The sequence below is a fragment of the Streptomyces sp. C genome (genome assembly GCF_000158895.1).
Classification (GTDB): Bacteria; Actinomycetota; Actinomycetes; order Streptomycetales; family Streptomycetaceae; genus Streptomyces; species Streptomyces racemochromogenes.
In genome coordinates this window covers 1,230,979-1,245,563 of record NZ_GG657750.1, presented here as the reverse complement: position 1 = coordinate 1,245,563, position 14,585 = coordinate 1,230,979, and the positions used below count along the sequence as shown (strand labels likewise).

15 protein-coding genes are annotated in these 14,585 nt (G+C 72.6%); 5 read left to right on the top strand and 10 right to left on the bottom strand.

Annotation, left to right across the window (positions count from 1 at the left end; genetic code table 11):
• Nucleotides 1-62 precede the first annotated feature (62 nt).
• Nucleotides 63-635 (top strand): urease accessory protein UreD, encoded by a 573-nt coding sequence (locus SSNG_RS05375; protein ID WP_007262783.1) that lies wholly within the window; start codon nucleotides 63-65, stop codon nucleotides 633-635.
• A gap of 151 nt (nucleotides 636-786) precedes the next feature.
• The gene (locus tag SSNG_RS05370; protein WP_128636876.1) at nucleotides 787-2,475 is read left to right on the top strand and encodes an alpha/beta hydrolase; all 1,689 of its coding nucleotides are present in this window, start codon (nucleotides 787-789) and stop codon (nucleotides 2,473-2,475) included.
• 58 nt (nucleotides 2,476-2,533) lie between these two features.
• On the opposite strand, the gene SSNG_RS05365 is transcribed toward SSNG_RS05370, so the two are convergent.
• The 6 genes from SSNG_RS05365 to SSNG_RS05340 all read right to left on the bottom strand — a co-directional run bounded on the left by SSNG_RS05365 (nucleotide 2,534) and on the right by SSNG_RS05340 (nucleotide 7,818).
• Nucleotides 2,534-3,244, bottom strand: coding sequence for a lysophospholipid acyltransferase family protein (locus SSNG_RS05365; RefSeq protein ID WP_042800572.1), 711 nt, complete (start codon nucleotides 3,242-3,244; stop codon nucleotides 2,534-2,536).
• Nucleotides 3,245-3,323: 79 nt separating this feature from the next.
• Complete coding sequence (locus SSNG_RS41835; RefSeq protein WP_007262780.1) at nucleotides 3,324-3,482, bottom strand: hypothetical protein; 159 nt, start codon at nucleotides 3,480-3,482, stop codon at nucleotides 3,324-3,326.
• 32 nt (nucleotides 3,483-3,514) lie between these two features.
• Nucleotides 3,515-4,471: a cytochrome c oxidase assembly protein gene (locus SSNG_RS05355; protein ID WP_007262779.1), complete on the bottom strand. Its 957-nt coding sequence runs from the start codon at nucleotides 4,469-4,471 to the stop codon at nucleotides 3,515-3,517.
• A gap of 91 nt (nucleotides 4,472-4,562) precedes the next feature.
• Nucleotides 4,563-5,588 carry a 6-phosphofructokinase gene (locus tag SSNG_RS05350; protein WP_007262778.1) on the bottom strand — a complete coding sequence of 342 codons (1,026 nt, stop codon included), beginning with the start codon at nucleotides 5,586-5,588 and terminating at the stop codon, nucleotides 4,563-4,565.
• Between the two features lie 236 nt (nucleotides 5,589-5,824).
• Nucleotides 5,825-6,553: a glutamine amidotransferase gene (locus SSNG_RS05345; protein ID WP_007262777.1), complete on the bottom strand. Its 729-nt coding sequence runs from the start codon at nucleotides 6,551-6,553 to the stop codon at nucleotides 5,825-5,827.
• 26 nt (nucleotides 6,554-6,579) lie between these two features.
• Entirely contained in the window at nucleotides 6,580-7,818 is a 1,239-nt protein-coding gene (locus tag SSNG_RS05340) for a MurT ligase domain-containing protein (protein ID WP_007262776.1), read from the bottom strand.
• 121 nt (nucleotides 7,819-7,939) lie between these two features.
• Between SSNG_RS05340 and def the strand changes: the two genes are divergently transcribed.
• The gene (def, locus tag SSNG_RS05335) at nucleotides 7,940-8,488 is read left to right on the top strand and encodes a peptide deformylase (protein WP_007262775.1); all 549 of its coding nucleotides are present in this window, start codon (nucleotides 7,940-7,942) and stop codon (nucleotides 8,486-8,488) included.
• A 13-nt stretch (nucleotides 8,489-8,501) separates the two neighbouring features.
• On the opposite strand, the gene SSNG_RS05330 is transcribed toward def, so the two are convergent.
• On the bottom strand, nucleotides 8,502-9,146 hold the full coding sequence (locus SSNG_RS05330; RefSeq protein ID WP_007262774.1) for a TetR family transcriptional regulator: 645 nt from the start codon (nucleotides 9,144-9,146) through the stop codon (nucleotides 8,502-8,504).
• A gap of 176 nt (nucleotides 9,147-9,322) precedes the next feature.
• On the opposite strand from SSNG_RS05330, the gene SSNG_RS05325 reads away from it, so the two are divergent.
• Nucleotides 9,323-10,552 (top strand): acyl-CoA dehydrogenase family protein, encoded by a 1,230-nt coding sequence (locus SSNG_RS05325; RefSeq protein ID WP_007262773.1) that lies wholly within the window; start codon nucleotides 9,323-9,325, stop codon nucleotides 10,550-10,552.
• 79 nt (nucleotides 10,553-10,631) lie between these two features.
• On the opposite strand, the gene SSNG_RS05320 is transcribed toward SSNG_RS05325, so the two are convergent.
• Together SSNG_RS05320 and SSNG_RS05315 are read right to left on the bottom strand one after the other, a co-directional pair.
• Nucleotides 10,632-11,459 carry a hypothetical protein gene (locus SSNG_RS05320; RefSeq protein ID WP_007262772.1) on the bottom strand — a complete coding sequence of 276 codons (828 nt, stop codon included), beginning with the start codon at nucleotides 11,457-11,459 and terminating at the stop codon, nucleotides 10,632-10,634.
• A 50-nt stretch (nucleotides 11,460-11,509) separates the two neighbouring features.
• Nucleotides 11,510-11,932: an SRPBCC family protein gene (locus SSNG_RS05315; protein ID WP_042802983.1), complete on the bottom strand. Its 423-nt coding sequence runs from the start codon at nucleotides 11,930-11,932 to the stop codon at nucleotides 11,510-11,512.
• Nucleotides 11,933-12,087: 155 nt separating this feature from the next.
• Between SSNG_RS05315 and SSNG_RS05310 the strand changes: the two genes are divergently transcribed.
• Nucleotides 12,088-12,273: a DUF5999 family protein gene (locus tag SSNG_RS05310; protein WP_007262770.1), complete on the top strand. Its 186-nt coding sequence runs from the start codon at nucleotides 12,088-12,090 to the stop codon at nucleotides 12,271-12,273.
• Nucleotides 12,274-12,434: 161 nt separating this feature from the next.
• Here the strand turns inward: SSNG_RS05310 and SSNG_RS05305 are convergent, their stop codons facing one another.
• Nucleotides 12,435-14,267, bottom strand: a complete 1,833-nt coding sequence (locus SSNG_RS05305; RefSeq protein ID WP_007262769.1) for a hypothetical protein — start codon at nucleotides 14,265-14,267, stop codon at nucleotides 12,435-12,437.
• Nucleotides 14,268-14,585: the final 318 nt, after the last annotated feature.

The window sequence follows — 14,585 nt, the reverse complement described above, 5'->3', positions numbered from 1 at the left end:
CGAGGCGGGAGTGATGCTGGTCGGCGCGACCCAGCGCCCCCCTCGGCGGCGACCACCTCACCGTGGAGGCCGAGGCGGGACCCGGCGCCCGCCTCGCCCTGCGCTCGGCGGCCGCCACCCTGGCCCTGCCCGGCCGCACCGGGGAGCCCGCGCGGTACGACGTACGGCTCTCGCTCGCCGACGGGGCGGCGGTGCGCTGGCTGCCGGAGCCGCTCGTCTCCGTGCGCGGGAGCGACCTGCGCGCCACCACCCGCGCCGAACTGGCCCCCACCGCCCGCCTCCTGCTGCGCGAGGAACAGGTGCTGGGACGCAGCGCCGAGCCCCCCGGGCTGCTGCGCAGCCGGCTCACGGTCACCCGGGACGGCCGGCCCCTGCTGGACCAGGAGCTCTCCTGCGGCCCCGGCGCACCCGGCGGCTGGGACGGCCCGGCCGTCACGGCGGGCCACCGCGCCCTCGGCCAGCTCCTGGTGGTCGACCCCCGCTTCGCGCAGGACCCGCCCCGGGCGGCCCTCCTGGGCGAGTTCGCGGCGGCGACCCCGCTGGCCGGACCCGCCGTGCTGGTCACGGCCCTCGCCCCGGACGCGCTGCGGCTGCGCGAGCTGCTCGACGGAGCGATGCGCACGTACGGGTGGTGACGGGGGGACAGAAGCGGGGCAATGGGACACCGCTCAGCGGTACACACGTTTCCGGTTATCGGGTTGGCAAAGAACTCGACCGTGCTCTGTTGCCGGGTACCGGTCAGACGAAAGGATCCCCCTGTCCCAAACCTGCCGCTCCGGGCGGCACATGACCAAGGGGATCAACCACGTGATACGCAACGCGACGCTGGGGAGCGCCGCCACTCTCATCACCGGTGCGCTGGCCGCGGGCCTGCTGCTCGCGCCGTCGGCCTCGGCCGCTCCGGCCGGCCGGGACAACGGCGGTGCCGAGGCGATCGGCGTCCAGATCGCCGCCGCCCGCGCCGCGCGCGCCGGCATCGACTGGAAGGACTGTCCTGCCGACTGGGGCTTCGAGAAGCCGATCCAGTGCGGCTGGGTCAAGGTCCCGCTCGACTACACCAAGCCCTTCGGCAAGACCATCGAGCTCGCCGTCGACCGTGCCGTCAGCACGGGCACCAAGGAGGAGCGCCAGGGCGCCCTCGTCTACAACCCGGGCGGCCCGGGCGGTTCCGGCATGCGCTTCCCGCGCCGGATCACCACCAAGAGCCCGCTGTGGGTCAACGCCTCCAAGGCGTACGACTTCGTGGGCTTCGACCCCCGCGGCGTCGGCCACTCCGCGCCGATCTCCTGCATCGACCCGCAGGAGTTCGTCAAGGCCCCCAAGGCCGACCCGGTCCCGTCCAACGAGGCCGACAAGCGCGCCCAGCGCAAGCTCGCCGCCGAGTACGCGGACGGCTGCAAGGAGCGCAGCGGCGAGATGCTGCCGCACATGACCACGCCGAACACCGCGCGCGACCTGGACGTCATCCGGGCCGCCCTCGGCGAGCAGAAGCTGAACTACCTCGGCGTCTCCTACGGCACCTACCTGGGCGGGGTCTACGCGACCCTCTTCCCGACCCACGTGCGCCGCATGATCGTCGACTCCGTCGTCAACCCGGCGACGGACAACATCTGGTACCAGGCCAACCTGGAGCAGGACGCCGCCTTCCAGATGCGCTGGAACGACTGGCAGGACTGGGTCGCCAAGAACGACGCCGTCTTCCACCTCGGCGACACCCGCGCCAAGGTCGAGGCCAAGTACCAGGAGCTGCGCGGCAAGGCCAAGGCCAACCCGCTCGGCGGCGTCGTCGGCCCGGCCGAGCTGATCGGCTTCTTCCAGGGCGCCCCGTACTACGACTCCTCGTGGGTCCCGGTCGCGCAGGCGTTCAGCGCCTGGGCCGCCGGTGACGAGAAGCCGCTGATCGAGGCCATCGCCCCGGACATGTCCGACACCAAGGGCAACGCCGCTTCCGAGAACAGCAACGCCGTGTACACCGCGGTGGAGTGCGCCGACGCCAAGTGGCCCACCAGCTGGGCCAAGTGGGACCGGGACAACACCGAGCTGCACAAGAAGTACCCGTTCCTGACCTGGTCGAACGCGTGGATGAACCTGCCCTGCGCGACCTGGAAGTCCAAGCAGAGCACCCCGATCGAGGTCGGTGCCAAGCGCGGCATCGCCCCGGTCCTGATCGTCCAGTCCGAGCGTGACGCGGCCACCCCGTACCAGGGCGCCGTCGAGCTGCACCGCCGCCTGGCGGGCTCGCGCCTGATCACCGAGCAGAACGCCGGCTCGCACGGCGTCACCAGCCTGGTGAACCCCTGCGTCAACACCCGTGTGGACGCCTACCTGCTCACCGGCAAGGTCGACGCCCAGGACGTGAAGTGCGGCCCGCACGCCACCCCGGTGCCGCCGGCCCCGGCCGCGGCGAAGTCCCTCGTGGAGGCCCCGGCCGCCGCGCTGCCGCAGCACGAGGAGCTCCCGGCGGTCGTCCGCTAGGACCCCCGGTGGTGCCTGGCAGTACCCGTAGGACCCGGTAGGAAGAGCGGGAGAAGGCTCAGCGCGAGGAGCGCCGGGCCTTCTTCCGCTTCTCCTCCTCCTCGGCCTTGACCTCGGCCGCGTACCGGTCCACGTACTCCTGGCCGGAGAGGCCCAGGACCGCGTACATGATCTCGTCCGTGACCGCGCGCAGCACGGCCCGCTCGCCCTCCATGCCCGCGTACCGGGAGAACTCCAGCGGAGCCCCGAAGCGGATCGTGACCCGCCGGATCTTGGGGAGCTTCTTGCCGGGCGGCTGGATCTCGAAGGTCCCGAGCATCGCGCACGGCACCACCGGCACCCCCGCGCCCAGGGCCATGGCCGCCACCCCGACCTTGCCCTTGTAGAGCCGCCCGTCGTGGGAGCGGGTGCCCTCCGGGTAGATCCCGAGCAGCTCGCCCCTGGACAGCACCCCGAGACCCTCGCGCAGGGCCGCCTGCCCGGCGTCCTTGCCGGAGCGGTCCACCGGGATCTGCCCGGCGCTGCGGAAGAAGGCTGCGGTCAGCCGGCCCTTGAGGCCGGGCCCGGTGAAGTACTCGGCCTTGGCGAGGAAGGTGATCCGGCGCTTGAGGATCGCGGGCATCAGGAAGTGGTCCGAGAAGGACAGGTGGTTGCCCGCGACGATCGCGGCGCCCTCCGGGGGGATGTTCTCCAGCCCCTCGATCCGCGGCCGGAACAGCAGCCGCAGCAGCGGACCGAGCAGTACGTGCTTGAGCAAGTGGTAGAACACCAGGCCGCTCCCGTCGATGCCCCTATGTCACGGCCATCCTACGGACAGTCAACGCGGGGTCGGGAGGGTCGGGCGAGGGTCAGGTGCTGCGCGAAGCGGCCAGCCCCATCGTGAGCAGCCCCAGCACCACCCAGCCGAACCACAGCCAGCCGTTGCTGCCGAGCGCCACCGAGTACGTGGAGACGGCCACCAGAGCGGCGAAGGTCGTGACGGCCATCGCCTTAACGGATCCGGTCATGCCCCATGGTGGCGCCTGATGCGGGCTCCGCGCTACTGGCCGCGCTGCTGGAGCGAGGCGAGATACGCGTTGTAGGCGGCGAGCTCCTTGTCGCCGTCCCGGTCGGCGGCCCGGTCCGAGCGCCGCGCCACCCGCTGCTCCGAGTGGTACCACTGGTAGATCAGGGCGATCAGCACCAGCACCGAGGGGATCTCGCTGAACGCCCAGGCGATGCCGCCGCCCCACTGCTGGTCGAGCAGCGGGTCGATGTCCAGGGAGGCCGGCGGGTTCGCGTACGTCTTGATCATCGGCTCGCTCGCCATCATCAGCGCGATGCCGAAGAAGGCGTGGAAGGGCATGCCCGCGAACAGCTCCAGCATGCGCATCACGTAGCCGGGGCGGTGCGGGCCCGGGTCCACGCCCATGATCGGCCAGAAGAAGATCAGGCCGACGGCGAGGAAGTGGACCATCATGCCGATGTGGCCGGGCTTGCTCTCCATCAGGAAGTCGAAGAGCGGGGTGAAGTACAGCGCGTAGAGGCTCGCGATGAACATCGGGATGGTGAAGGCCGGGTGGGTGACGATCCGCATGTACCGGCTGTGCAGCAGCATCAGGAGCAGCTCGCGCGGCCCCTTGTGCCCGCGCGCCGCCGGCGGCAGCGCCCGCAGGGCCAGCGTCACCGGTGCCCCGAGCAGCAGCAGGATCGGGGTGACCATGCTGATCACCATGTGCTGGACCATGTGCACGCTGAACATGACCATGCCGTAGTCGTTCAGCTTGGTGCACATCACCAGCATCACCGTCAGCACACCGGTGACGAAGGCGACGGTCCGGCCCACCGGCCAGGAGTCCCCGCGCCTGCGCAGCCGCCACACGCCCCACCCGTACAGGGCGAGGCCCAGCAGCGAGCCGAAGAGGAAGAAGGCGTCGAAGGAGAACTCCAGTCCGCGCCCGAGAGTGAAGGGCGGCAGGTCCATGTTCATGTCCATGCCGTGCCCGCTGTGATCCATGCCTTCACTCCCTTGACTGTGGCGCCCCACCACAGTAATGCCGCCCCCGGACGCGATCGCGTCCGGGGGCGGCCTCAGAAGGGGGGAAACATCACAGAACGTTCTGCGCCTCGTCGTAGCGGTCCGTCGGGACCGTCTTGAGGGTCGAGGTGGCCTCCGCGAGGGGGACCATCACGATGTCGGTGCCGCGCAGGGCCGTCAGCATGCCGAACTCGCCCCGGTGCGCCGCCTCCACCGCGTGCCAGCCGAAGCGGGTGGCCAGGACCCGGTCGTAGGCGGTGGGCGTGCCGCCGCGCTGGACGTGGCCCAGGATGACCGGACGGGCCTCCTTGCCCAGGCGTCGCTCCAGTTCGACGGCCAGGATGTTGCCGATGCCGGCGAAGCGCTCGTGCCCGTACTGGTCCTTGCCGCCCGCCTGGTACTCCATCGTGCCGGGCAGGGGCTTGGCGCCCTCGGCGACCACGACGATCGCGAACCGCTTGCCCGCCGAGAAGCGCTCGCCGACGATCGCCGTCAGCTCCTCGATGTCGAAGGGACGCTCCGGGACGACGATGGCGTGCGCGCCGGCCGCCATGCCCGAGTGCAGGGCGATCCAGCCGGTGTGGCGGCCCATGACCTCGACGACCATCACGCGCTGGTGGGACTCGGCGGTGGTCTTCAGCCGGTCCAGGGCGTCGGTGGCGACCCCGACGGCCGTGTCGAAACCGAAGGTGACGTCCGTGGAGGCGATGTCGTTGTCGATGGTCTTCGGCACGCCCACGATCGGCAGGCCGCCCTGGGCGAGCAGGTTGGCCGCCTTCAGGGTGCCCTCGCCGCCGATCGGGATGATGGCGTCCAGGCCGAGGTCCGCGACGTGCCCGCGGGCCCGCTCCACGCCGTCGCGCAGGTGCGCGGGCTGGACCCGGGAGGAGCCGAGGATGGTGCCGCCGCGGGCCAGGATGCCGGCGACCGAGTCCAGGTCGAGCTTGCGGTAGTCGCACTCCAGGAGGCCGCGCCAGCCGTCGTGGAAGCCGATGACCTCGTCGCCGTGGTCGACGACGGCGCGGTGCACGACGGAGCGGATGACGGCGTTCAGGCCGGGGCAGTCGCCGCCGGAAGTGAGCACACCAATGCGCATGGCAGGAAGAACCTTTGCAACGTGGGCCGACGACCGGACCACGTCGTCCGGTTGGAACTACCCGTCACCCTACAAGCGGTTTCCCGCCGGACTGAACCATCCTCCACAGGATGGTCGGAACAAACAGAAGATCGTACGAACGCACACCGACCGAACCCACACCGGCCGGACGCACACCGGCCCGGACCCCCGAGGGGATCCGGGCCGGAAGCCGTGCGGCAGGCGCGCGAGCGCCCTTACGCGGACTGCGTGGCCGCCGCCATGCGCTCCGCGCGCAGCGCGTCGTACCAGCGGTCGTCCATGGCCGGCAGCGCGTTCACGTCGAGGGCCAGCTTCAGCAGGTGGTCCGCGATCAGCGGGTTCCGCGCCATCACGGGACCGTGCATGTACGTGCCGAAGACGGTGTCGTTGTACGCGCCCTCGGTGCCGTCGCCGGTGCCGTTGCCGCGGCCCATCGTCACCCGGGCGAACGGCCGCGCCGACGGGCCGAGGTGCGTGACGCCCTGGTGGTTCTCGAAGCCCGTCAGCTGCGGCAGGCCCAGGCGCGGGTCGATGTCGGCGATGACGTCGCCGACGCACCGCTCGCCCTCGCCGCGCACGGTGACCACGTCCAGCAGGCCCAGGCCCGGCTGGCGCTCGCCCATGTCGTTGACGAACTCGTTGCCGAGGATCTGGTACCCGGCGCAGACGGAGAAGACGATCGCCCCGTTCGAGACGGCGCGCTCCAGGCCCCCGTCGCGCACCAGCCGCTCGGCGGCCAGCCGCTGCGGCCGGTCCTCGCCGCCGCCGATCAGGTAGATGTCGCCCGAGGTCGGGATGGGCTGGTCGCTGCGCACGTCCACGCGCTGCACGTCCAGCCCGCGCTGGCGCGCCCGGCGCTCCACGACGAGGCAGTTACCCTGGTCTCCGTACGTGCTGAGCAGGTCGGGGTAGACCCACACCAGACGCAGGCTGTTGTCGCTCATGCTCTTGTCCTTCGAAGGTCTGGGTACTAGTTGCCGACGCGGCGGCGCACGTCCTGGAAGGCCGTGTAGTTGGCGATGAGCTCGATCTGCCCGGGCGGCGCCAGCTGGACGGCCTCGTCGAGGGTCTCGCAGACGCGGAAGTCCAGGCCGGCGACCTCCAGGCGGACCGCGAGGTCGAGCTTGCGGTCGCCGATCACGAAGATCGGGTGCCCGGCGAGGCGCGGGTAGTCCACGTCCCACAGCCAGGAGGTGTCGGTGCCGTCCGCCCCGCGGGCGTTGACCGCGAGGACCACCGGCGCCGGGGGCCCGTCGATCAGCGAAAACGTTTCGAGCCAGCCCGCCGGGTTCTTCGCGAGCAGCAGGCGCAGGTCGCGGTTCATGAAGCTGACCACGTCGTAGCGGCCCGCCACGGCCTGCACCTGGTACATGCGCTCCAGCGCGACCTGCGGCGGCACGCCGAACACGGCGGCCACGGCGGCCGAGGTGGCGGCGTTGGCCTTGTTGGCGCGGCCGGGCAGCTGGAGGTGGATGGGCCAGGCGCTGCCGTGCGGGTCGAGCACGTGGTCGCCGGAGAGCACCCAGCTCGGGGCGGGGCGGCGGAAGCCGCACTCGCCGCAGAACCAGTCGTCGCCCGGGCGCTGCATGACGCCACCGCAGGAGGGGCACGACCAGGCGTCGTCCTTCCACTCCTGGCCGGCCGCCACCCACACCACGTTCTGCGACGAGGAAGCCGACCACACGATCAGGGGGTCGTCGCAGTTCGCGACCACGACCGCCTTGGAGCCCTGGAGCCCCTCGCGCCACTTCTCGGCGAGCATGCGGGTCTCGGCCGCGCGGTCCAGCTGGTCGCGGGAGAGGTTCAGCAGGGCGATCACCTTGGGGGTGACGTCCCGGGCCACCCCGGCCAGGTACTTCTCGTCCACCTCGATGACGCCGTACTTGGCGTCCGAGCCGCCGGCGAGGGCCGAGGTGATGCCGGCCGGCATGTTCGCGCCCAGCGCGTTGGACACGACCGGACCGCTGGCCCGCAGGGCCTCCGCGATCAGGCGGGTCGTCGTGGTCTTGCCGTTCGTCGCGGAGACGAGGACGACATCGAGATGCTGCGCCAGCGCGCCGAGAAGATCGGGGTCCAGCCTGAGTGCGACCTTGCCTCCGATCACCGATCCGCTTCCGCGTCCCGCGGCCCGCGACACCGCCGCCGCGGCCTTGCCCGCCGTCACGGCCAGCTTGGCCCGCGGCGAAAGCGGCTCCGTGTTGCCTGCCATCGTCCCTTGTCCTCCTAGCGTCGGTCGCCCCAGCCTATCCAGTACCGGCCGCGGCCTTGACCGCGGCGCCCCAGGTCGCCGCGGATCTCCTCATATATTCGCCCGTCGTACCCTTACCGCCATGCGACAGCGTCCCCTCCCCGGTACCACCGGTTCCGTACGCCCGATGACCCTGCTGGGCGAACCGGTGCTGCACTCTCCCTGTGCCGAGGTCACCGACTTCGGGCCCGAACTCGACCGGCTCATCGAGGACATGTTCGCCACGATGTACGCCGCCCAGGGCGTCGGGCTGGCCGCGAACCAGATCGGGACCGGGCTGCGGGTCTTCGTCTACGACTGCCCCGACGACGAGGACGTCCGCCATGTGGGACACGTCGTCAACCCCCGGCTGGTCGAGGCGGACGGCGACGAGTTCCGCGGCCCCGAGGGCTGTCTGTCGCTGCCCGGCCTGGAGGCGGGCACCGTCCGCTTCGACCGGGCGGTCGTCGAGGGGGTCACCTCCGACGGGGCCCCGGTGCGGGTGGAGGGCACCGGGTTCTTCGCCCGGTGCCTCCAGCACGAGTGCGACCACCTCGACGGCACGGTCTACGCGGACCGGGTGACCGGCCTGCGCGCCCGCCGGCTGCGCCGGGCCATCGCCAAGGCCCCGTGGGGCGGGACCCGGGCCTGAACGGCGGCGCGGGTCAGAAGCCGGGGCCGTCCTCGCGGTTGCCGGCGGTGGCCAGGCGGCCCCAGAGCAGGTCGGTGAGGCCGGCTACCAGCGCCGCCCGCTCGCAGGGGCGTTCGCCGAGCCACCAGTCGCCGGCGGCGTGCATCATGCCGACGATGCCGTGGCCCCAGATCCGGGCGAGCTGTTCGCCGGCGGGGCCGAGGTCGACCCGCTCGCCGACCACCTTCGCCAGTTCCTCGCCGAGCCGGCGCAGCAGCGGGGCCGAGTGCAGGCCGACGTCGAAGCCGCGCTCGCTGGTCTGGGAGTCCTCGGCGGGGTGCATCAGGAACCGGTAGACCTGCGGGCGGGCCTCGATGGCGGCGAGGTAGGTGTCCAGGGTGGACTCCACCCGCTTGCGGCGTTCGGCCGGGGCGTCGAGCGCGGCCCGCAGGGAGTCGAGCAGGGCGTCGGTGTGGCGTACGGCGAGCGCCTGGTAGAGGCCCGCCTTGTCGCCGAAGTGCCGGTAGAGGATCGGCTTGGTGATGCCGGCCTCGGCCGCGATGGCGTTCATCGAGGCCTTGGGGCCGTCCCTGAGCACGACGCGGTCCGCCGCTTCGAGCAGCTCGCGCCGGCGGCGTTCTCCCGCTCCCGGCTCGGCCGGCTGCTGACTGGTCTCCATGAGGTGTTTCTCTCCCCGCCCTTGCGATGTGCGTGACGCCCACGCAACGTAACACCCCGCGTACCCCCGTCACCGAATCGGCGGCGCTTGACAGTGCTTACCGGCCGGTAACAGACTGTGGCCACCGTGAGGGTTACCGGCAGTAACGGTGACCGTGTGAGACAGCTGGAGGGGACATGGCGGAGTTCACCATGGAGCTCAACGACGACCAGAAGCAGGTCCGGGACTGGATCCACGGCTTCGCCGCCGACGTGATCAGGCCCGCGGCCGCCGAATGGGACGAGCGGGAAGAGACTCCGTGGCCCGTCATCCAGGAGGCGGCCAAGGTCGGCATCTACTCGCTGGACTTCTACGCCCAGCAGTTCTTCGACCCGACCGGCCTCGGCATCCCCATGGCCATGGAGGAGCTCTTCTGGGGCGACGCGGGCATCGCCCTGTCCATCGTCGGCACCGGCCTCGCGGCCATCGGGGTCGTCGCCAACGGCACCGAGGAGCAGATCGGCACCTGGATCCCGCAGATGTACGGGACCCCGGACGACGTCAAGGTCGCCGCGTTCTGCTCCTCCGAGCCGGACGCCGGCTCCGACGTCGGAGCGATGCGCACCCGGGCCGTCTACGACCAGGCCAAGGACGAGTGGGTGCTGAACGGCACCAAGACCTGGGCCACCAACGGCGGCATCGCCAACGTCCACATCGTCGTCGCCGTGGTCGACCCCGAGCTCGGCACCAAGGGCCACGCCTCCTTCATCGTGCCGCCGAACACCCCCGGCCTGTCCCAGGGCCAGAAGTTCAAGAAGCACGGCATCCGCGCCTCGCACACCGCCGAGGTGGTCCTGGAGGACGTACGGATCCCCGGCTCCTGCCTGCTCGGCGGCAAGGAGAAGCTCGACGAGCGCCTCGCGCGGGCCCGCGAGCGGGCGGCTGCGGGCGGGGGCGAGCGCGTGAAGAACGCCGCGATGGCCACCTTCGAGGCCTCCCGGCCGGCCGTCGGCGCCATGGCCGTCGGGACGGCCCGCGCGGCGTACGAGGTCGCCCTCGACTACGCGAAGACCCGCACCCAGTTCGGCCGCCCGATCATCGACAACCAGGGGGTGGCCTTCCAGCTCGCGGACATGCGCACGCAGATCGACGCAGCCCGGCTGCTGGTGTGGCGGGCGTCCTGGATGGCGGTCGCGGGCAGGCCGTTCACCTCGGCCGAGGGCTCCATGTCGAAGCTCTTCGCGAGCGAGGTGGCGAAGAAGGTCACCGCCCAGGCGGTCCAGATCCTCGGCGGCAACGGCTTCACCCGGGAGTACCCGGTGGAGCGGATGCACCGCGACGCGGCCATCTACACGATCTTCGAGGGGACGAGCGAGATCCAGCGCCTGGTGATCGCCCGCACCCTGTCGGGCATGCCGATCCGCTAGCCGCGGCCCCTCCCGGCCCGCCCCGTTCCGGCCCGCCCGCCCCGTCCCCGGTGTTCCAACGGGGGCGGGGCGGTCCGCTTCAGTGCAGCGGGGTGAGGCAGTTCAGGGTCCAGCCGTCGCCGCCGTACTTCGGGTCGGAGAGGTAGTCCCCCGCGGCGCAGGACGCCCCGGTGGTGAGCCGCTTGCTCACGCGGAACTCCGCCCGGGCCGACCCGCAGTCGGTGACCACCAGCTCCTGGTCCTTCCAGTCGCCGTCGTTGCGCACGCACTGGCCGACCGCCAGCACCGGCGGGGCCGCCTCGCGGATCAGCAGGCCCGTCACGACGAGCGCCGGGATGCCGAGGACGACCAGCAGCGCCGGGACGAGCAGGAGCAGCGCGGGCGGGCGCCGCCACAGCGGCTTCCCCGGGTCCATCGGGGGCCGGAAGCCGCCCGCCGGCTCCGCCAGGCGCCGGAACGCCGCCCGGGGTCCGAGGTTGAGCAGCAGCGTGAACGGGGTGATGAACAGCGACAGCGGCCCCCACCAGCCCTGCCAGAGGGTGTCCGAGGACATCCGGCGGTAGGTGGCCGTGCCGCAGTCGCGGCAGAACGGCCCGGGCAGGCTGAGGAACCGCATCACCACGAGCAGGCCCTGGTGCCCGCGCACGGTGGCGGGAGCGGCGGGCCGGCACCCGCACACCCGGCAGCCGGCCCCGGCCTGCTGCGGCGGCACGGCGTACGCCGGCGGCGGCGGTGCGTACGGACCCGGCGGCGGGGGGTACGCGGGTGGCGGGGCATGCGGAGGCGGCGGTGCGTGCGGGCCCGGCTGCTGGGCGTACGGGCCCTGCTGCGGCGGGGCGTACGGGCCCGGCTGCGGGGGGTACGGGCCGTACGGGCCGGCGCCGTACCCGGGCGGGGGTGTGGCCAAGGGGAACCCTCCCGGGGTGCGTGATGATCACGGCACCCTAGCCCGGACCGTCAGGGCCGCAGCAGGCGGACCAGGGCCCGGGCGAAGAGGTGGTGGCCCGCGCGGGCCACCAGGGGGTCCAGGAGACGGGGGAGGGGGCGCAGGCGCAGGTCCTCGCGCCAGTGGACCTCGGTGCCCCCGCCGGCGGCCGGGCGGAGCTCGATCTCGGCCCAGCCCGTCACCGTCCTGCCGCGCTTCTCCAGCCGGACCAGTCGCGGGGGCTCCCAGACGACGACCTCCATGGTGTCGTCCAACGTGATGCTTCCCACTCCCGTACGCGCCGTGAAGCGCGTTCCGGCGCGCGTGGGCGGCTCCGTCTCGATGATCGTCCGGGTCAGCGGCACCTGTTCGCCGTGGCGTTCCCAGTCCGTCAGCCTCCTCCACACCTCGTCCGGCGGGAGGGGCGTGCGGCGAATGATCCGGATAACGGGCATGAGCGCATGGTAAGCGGGCATACACACCCTGAACTGGACGTCGAATACGGCTTCCGTCGGAGGGCGGCGATCGGTAATACTCACCGCCACCGTGGATCGTGGGTTCGACCGGGTGACCACCGGCCTTCCCGCCCCACACTGCGAGGAGGTGCGCCATGTGCTCCCACCAGCCCCCCTGCCCGCCCGCCGACAGCGCCGACCACGAGGCCGCGCGCATCGTGGCCTCCCATCCCGAACAGGGCTGGAGCCTGCTGTGCAACGGGGTGGTCATCTTCGACGACACCGGTGAACTGCTCCCCGAAGGCCGGACGGTGGAACCCCGTCGCCCGGCGCTGGTCTGAGCGAGGAGGCAGCATGCGTCAGCAGCTGATCCGCAAGCCCGTCCCCAAGCCCGCCCCCCGAGACCTGGACCTGCGCACACCGTCGGGCAGACCCCTCCCGTACTGACGGGAGCCCAGGCATTACGCGGGCCCACCGGCTGCCACTGGGTCGTGAGACGCAGTCAGCCGGTGGGTGCCGCCGCACCGCCCCGGAACGCGGTTTCGTACGCCGCGTCGCCGATCGCCGCTCTGGCCTGCCGCTCGCCCTGGTCCCGCAGGGCCGTCAGCGAGGGCGAGCCCATCTGCGGCCTGCCCACCGTGCGCCACCAGGCGTGTCCGGTGCCGAGGAGGCGCGCCGCCAGCTCCCCGTCACCGAGGGCCGCCACCGCCGCCGCGAGCAGGTCCAGGCCCAGCGCGATGCCGAAGCGGTCGCCCAGCAGCCGTTTCCCGGACAGCATGGCCCGTACGTGCCGCGCGGCCTCGCCGTACTGGCCGAGGCCCAGCGCCGCGACGGCCAGCACGTAGTCCGCGTACGCCCGCAGCCAGCGCTCGCCCAGGTCCGCGCACGCCTCGCGCAGCCCGTGCGCCTCCTCGGCGGCCTCCTCGAAGCGCCCGAGGTCGCACAGGGCGTACGCCGTCACCAGCCGGCACAGCAGCCGGCCCGGCCCGTCGGCCCGCCCCTCGTGGGCCGCCCGCGCCCGGGGCCCCGCCAGCGCGAGCGCCCCCACCGGGTCGCCCGGCATCAGGATCGACACCCCCCGCAGGTAGGCGGCGCGCAGCCGCCGCTCCGGGTCGGCGAGCAGCGCGGCCGCCCGGACGCACTCGGCCCCCATCGCCTGGGCTCCGTCCATGTCGCCCTGGAGCAGCATCGTCAGCCCGAGCGCCCACTGTGCCTGGACCCGGGCGGACCCCGGTTCCGGGGCCCCGCGCAGGGCCCGCTCCAGGAAGGCCCGGCCCTCGTGGACGTGGCCGCACGAGAACCAGAAGAACCACAGGGCCCCGGCCATCTCCAGGGCCGCCGAGGGATCCGTGCCGAGCAGGTGCTCCAGGGCGGTGCGCAGCTGCGCGTGCTCGGCGCTCATCCTGCGGTACCAGTCCAGCTGGCCGGGCCCCAGCCAGCCCCGGTCGGCGGCCTCGCAGAGCGCCGCGTACCAGTGGGCGTGCCGGTCGGCGACGGCCCGTACCTCGTCCAGCTCCGCGAGCCAGTCGTGCCCGAACTCCCGGATGGTGTCGAGCATCCGGTAGCGGGCCCCGGCCCCGCGCTCCCGGGAGCGCCGTACGACGGACTTCGCGACCAGCCCCTCCAGTACCCGCTCCACCCGGGCGGCCGGCAGCGGCCCGCCGGCGCACACGGCGCGGGCGGCGGCGATGTCGAAGTCCCCGCTGAACACCGAGAGCCGTGCCCACAGCAGCCGCTCCACCGGCTCGCACAGCTCGTGGCTCCAGCCGATCGCGGTCCGCATGGTCTGGTGCCGGGGCGGGAGCGCGGCGCGGGTTCCGGACAGCACCTCGAAGCGGGTCCCGAGGCGCTGCGCCATCTGCTCCAGGCTCCACACCCGCATCCGGGCCCCGGCCAGCTCCAGCGCGAGCGGGATGCCGTCCAGCCGGCGGCACACCTCGGCGGCGGTCCGGGACCGCGCGGGGTCGGCGAAGACGGCCGTGGCGGCGGGGCTGGCGGCGAGGGCGCTCGCCCGGAAGAGGGCGAGGGCCTCGCTGTCGGGCCCCTCGCAGGGCAGCGGGCGGACTTCGAGCACCGTCTCGCCGGGGGAGTCGAGCCGTTCGCGGGAGGTGGCCAGGACCGTCAGGCCGGGTGCGGACTGCAGCAGTTCGCCCGCGAGGTGGCGGACCTCGGAGACCATGTGCTCGCAGGTGTCGAGGACGAGCAGCAGGGCCTTGTCGGCCATCCACGCGCACAGTTCCTCGTCGAGGGGGTGCACGGAGTGGTCGGCGAGGCCGATGGCGTGCGCGACGGTCGTGGTGAGCAGCGCGGGGTCGCGCAGCGGCGAGAGTTCCACCCACCAGATCCCGTCGGGCCAGGCGCGGCCGGGGCGCAGGCCCCCCGGCCGGGAGGCCCGGCTGCGGCGGGTGGCGGCGCGCAGGGCGAGCCGGGACTTGCCGACGCCGCCTTTTTTCGTTGAGGGTGACCAGTCTTCGTTCGCCCAACAGGCCTTCCAGGGTGTCCAGTTCGTCCTGGCGGCCGATGAAGCCGGCCGCTTTTTGGTTTGCAGGTTGCCCGGGAGGTGTCCCGGGATGGTGGCGGGGTCCGGTGCGGGGTCCCCGCACGTGGAGTCTGCCTGATTGTGGTTGACCGAGTACTCACCCGAACACGGATG